Genomic DNA, 4,022 nt, shown 5'->3' on the forward strand with positions numbered 1-4,022 from the left:
ACAAGGAGTTTGCCAAGCGTGCCAAGGAAGCGCACACCTTCACGATCGTGGGCGGCGAAAATTACGGCCAGGGCAGTTCGCGCGAACACGCAGCGCTGGCGCCGATGTATCTCGGTTTGCAGTTCGTGATCGCCAAGAACTTTGCGCGCATCCACAAAACGAACCTGGTCAACTTCGGGATTCTGCCTTTGACCTTCGTGAATCCGGCGGATTACGACAAGATCAAGCAGGAGGACATGCTGGAGATCGCGGATGTCACGGCCGGCCTGAAGTCCTCCGGCAATCGTCTGAACGTGACCAACGTGACGCAAGGCAGTAGCTTTGAGGTGCAGTTCGATCTGTCACCGCGCCAGGTCAAGATCCTGTTGGCCGGCGGGCTGCTTAACTTCACCAAGGCGGGGAGTAACTGAGGTTCGGTCGAGCGAATCTCTGATCAGACACCGTAGGGGCGACCCTCGTGGTCGCCCTTTTGCTGCATAGCTCATTTCGTCGTTCCAAATGACACTCACGTCAAACGAAGTCATCTCTTACCTTGAAATGTGCGCCCGCGAAGGTGCCAACCTGCAACGGGGAATGAACTTCAGAATTGGGCATAATCACTCCGTGATATTGATGTCAGTTCGAGCAAACGCGCCCTATGCAGACCGATTTGAAAATGACGGATCAACATTGATATACGAAGGTCACGACGTACCCAAGACTAAGAGCACGCCTAAACCAAAAGCAGTGGATCAGCCGTTGAGGACGCCGTTAGGCCAGGCCACTCAGAATGGACTATTTCATGACGCTGCCCAGCTTGCCAAGGCGGGCAACAGGCTGCCCGAAAGGGTCAGAGTGTATGAGAAAATCAAGGCTGGAATTTGGTCCTACAATGGCGTATTCCACTTGGTTGATTCGTGGCAAGAGGAGGCCGGCGGTCGCAAGGTCTGGAAGTTCAAGCTCGTGGCAGTGGAAGGGGAGGAGAATTTCGACGAGCCGGTACCGGAACACTCGAACGCGAGAAGGCTTATTCCAACAGGTGTCAAGCTGGAAGTGTGGAAACGCGATGGCGGAAAGTGCACGAAGTGCGGTCAGACTTCTGACCTTCATTTCGATCACATTATTCCCTGGTCAAGGGGTGGCTCATCTAACACCGCGGACAATATTCAGTTACTTTGTGGCCGGCACAATCTCCAGAAGCATGATCGCATTGAATAGTCGGTAGCCCACCCCCAGCGAACCGAGGCCACCACCACAAGTCCCCACTCCCCCGCTTCTGGCGAGAGTTGTACATCATCCCAGAGCCGAAGCGCAGGGTGGGGCTCTTGTGAATTCGAAAGCGGACCCACCCTCCGCTTCCGCATGATTAGAATCGTTCTCACCGCACTCCTATCAGCTGATCGAGATTTGCGTCACGGGGTCACAATCGCTGCGGGTGGGCTACCGATTGTCGTAGATGAAGCGAGCCGTCAGTGCAGTAGGTCGAGACACTTTGGCGGTAGCGCCTGCGGAGTCCGAATGCACACTCTAGGGGTCTCGACCCACAAACTTCCTCTCTTGACACGATCCAAATTCCCGCTAATATTAACAACGATAGCTCTATCCGCTTTCAAACCCAGACATCTTGAGCGAAAGCAATCCTAACCACTGTCGCGATTGGAGTCGCACATGATTGCGTTCGAAGTTCTTGTAGGCAAGGCGGGTGCTCTCGGCAGCATTTGCTTGATCCTCGTACTGGCAATGCTATTGTCTTCAACATCCCAGTCGCAAGTCTGCGGCGACATGAACGGCAACGGCAGCATCAACATCTTTGACATCGTCAGTATCGTGCACTTTCTGCATGACGACGGCTGTATCACCTCCGGGATGCAGCAAGTCCCCTGTCATGAAAGCGAGGGTGACGTTGATGGATATTGTGGCATCAGCATCGGCGATGCGATGTTCCTATCAGAGTACGTCTTCGCCGGGGGCCCGACGCCAAGCGCTTGCGGGAATTGCAGTGCTTTGCCACTGCCAATTTCAGACTACGACACCATCAGCATAGTTAACACGGAAATTCCGGCAAATGCCCCAGCAGCCACCATCTACATCCGCGGCCTGCACCGCGGGGCTCTGTTCCAGAGCTCAACGGTCGCTATCTCGTTTCCGCTTGAGCTTCGTTGCGATAACTCCCCGGTGACGATCGACTCAATCGCGGGATTCAGCGTCAACTCGCCGGCAATGACGCTTAGCGCCGATTTCGACGAACCGACCGGAAATGTGCGCATTACCATCGTCGATGTAACCGCGCAGAGCGAACTGAACGAGTTCTCCCTGAGCATCTATGTCTCTGTGACCGCCGCACCACAAGACCGGGTTGTCGAGGTAGACACCGTCGCAGCACCTCCGTTGTACTGGCCGGTCGTAGTCAGAGAAGCCGACATGCCCGGTACGGAGATCGAGCTATTCCGGCCCGTTTTCGTGGGACTGACCGTTCAGAGTTGTCCTGATATCGACTCTGACGGCGTCTGCGATTCGGTCGACAATTGCCCGTCCGTCGCCAATCCCGGGCAGGAAGACGGCAACGGCAATGGCATCGGTGACGCCTGTGAAATCGCTTGTGGCGATGCGGATGGCAGTGGACGGATCGATATCACAGATGTCGTCCACCTGATCAACTACATCTTCGCTGGAGGCTTGGCGCCACAAGACATTGCGGCGGGCGACTACAACTGTGACGGGAAGATCAACATCACCGATGCGGTGTATATGATCAACTACATCTTCGCGGCGGGACCAGCACCGTGTGCAGCCTGCTAATAGCAAAGGGCGACCCGTGTGGGTTGCCCTTGAAATGGTTGGAGTTAGAGGTGCCCTAGAACTTCTTCGTCCAGAAGTGGCAGCTCAGTAGGTCGAAACCCCTTGGTGGTAGCGCTTTCAAAGTCCGTATGCACCTCCCGGGGGTTTCGACAATTGAGTTGATTGTTCGGGTTCTCAGAACTTCTTCGTCCAAAAGTGGCAGTAGGGCTCTTTGCCGTTGGCGTCGTAGTAGTCCTGGTGATAGTCTTCCGCGACCCAGAACTTGCCGGCCGGCACAACCTGCGTCACGACCTTGTAGCCCTTGTCTTTCAGGATACCGATCAGCTTCTCCGTGGTCGCCTTTTGCGCATCGGACGTATAGAACACCGCCGAGCGATACTGGTCTCCGACATCCGGCCCCTGCCGGTCGACCTGCGTCGGATCGTGAATCTCGAAGAAATATTTTGCCAGCGTCTCGTAGTTAGTCTTGGTCGGATCAAACACAACTTCGACCGTCTCGGCGTGGCCGGTGTTTTTGTAGCAAACATCCTTGTACGACGGATTATCGGTGCGCCCGCCCATGTAGCCCGACCTGGCCGAGATCACACCGGGCTGGCCCTGCAAAAGGTGCTCGACGCCCCAGAAGCAGCCGCCCGCGAAGTACGCCGTCTCCGTGGTCGCCGTCGGCTTGGCACTTGCGGGCATGACGCTCACTGCCGAGCCCTCGCCGCCCGCGGGCACGAAATTCAGCGAGATCGAGTTGACGCAGTGGCGGGTGTTCTTGGCGGTGAAACCTTCGCCCTCGAAGACGTGCCCCAGATGACCGCCACAGCGCGCGCAGGTGATTTCCGTGCGATGCCCGTCGGCATCCACGGTGCGCTTGACGGCGCCGGGGATTTCATCGTCGAAGCTCGGCCAGCCGCAGCCGGAATCAAACTTGTCGCTCGACCGGTACAGCGGTGCACCGCACTGCTTGCAGGTGTAGGTCCCGGCAGCCTTGTTCTTGTAGTACTTGCCGGTAAACGGCATCTCGGTGCCCTTATGGAGAATGACATCTTCCTCTTCGGGAGTCAGCTGATTCAATTTGACCTCGCTCGTTGGTGAGTACTGTTCCTTGTGATCGGCCGCAGCGACCGACTCGTGCGGCGTTCGCAGCAGCGGCGTCAGCGCCATCAGCGTGATCACCGCGATCGCCGCCATTCCCAGATACTGCTTGATCGACTTGGGATGATCCTGTTCGTTCATGCCTCGTCCTCGCTTTCCCC

At 56.6% G+C, this 4,022-nt stretch carries 4 protein-coding genes; 3 read left to right on the plus strand and 1 reads right to left on the minus strand.

The genetic code is table 11. The features are described from left to right. The 3 genes from IT585_10280 to IT585_10290 all read left to right on the plus strand — a co-directional run. Positions 1-410, plus strand: a 410-nt coding sequence (locus IT585_10280) for an aconitate hydratase (GenBank protein ID MCC6963626.1), incomplete at its 5' end; no start/stop codon positions are given. A gap of 163 nt (positions 411-573) precedes the next feature. Beyond that, positions 574-1,197 carry an HNH endonuclease gene (locus IT585_10285; protein MCC6963627.1) on the plus strand — a complete coding sequence of 208 codons (624 nt, stop codon included), beginning with the start codon at positions 574-576 and terminating at the stop codon, positions 1,195-1,197. Between the two features lie 522 nt (positions 1,198-1,719). Then, positions 1,720-2,778 carry a thrombospondin type 3 repeat-containing protein gene (locus tag IT585_10290; GenBank protein MCC6963628.1) on the plus strand — a complete coding sequence of 353 codons (1,059 nt, stop codon included), beginning with the start codon at positions 1,720-1,722 and terminating at the stop codon, positions 2,776-2,778. A 174-nt stretch (positions 2,779-2,952) separates the two neighbouring features. Here the strand turns inward: IT585_10290 and IT585_10295 are convergent, their stop codons facing one another. Then, positions 2,953-3,930, minus strand: coding sequence for a bifunctional methionine sulfoxide reductase B/A protein (locus IT585_10295; GenBank protein ID MCC6963629.1), 978 nt, complete (start codon positions 3,928-3,930; stop codon positions 2,953-2,955). Positions 3,931-4,022 lie beyond the last annotated feature (92 nt).

The sequence above is a fragment of the Candidatus Zixiibacteriota bacterium genome (assembly GCA_020853795.1).
Taxonomy (GTDB): domain Bacteria; phylum Zixibacteria; class MSB-5A5; order CAIYYT01; family CAIYYT01; genus JADJGC01.

Bases quoted from the DNA above. Each gene is read 5' to 3' on its own strand.
- IT585_10290 (MCC6963628.1), top strand. From the start codon at position 1,720: ATGCTATTGTCTTCAACATCCCAGTCGCAAGTCTGCGGCGACATGAAC.
- IT585_10285 (MCC6963627.1), top strand. From the start codon at position 574: ATGAACTTCAGAATTGGGCATAATCACTCCGTGATATTGATGTCAGTT.
- IT585_10295 (MCC6963629.1), bottom strand. From the start codon at position 3,930: ATGGCGCTGACGCCGCTGCTGCGAACGCCGCACGAGTCGGTCGCTGCG.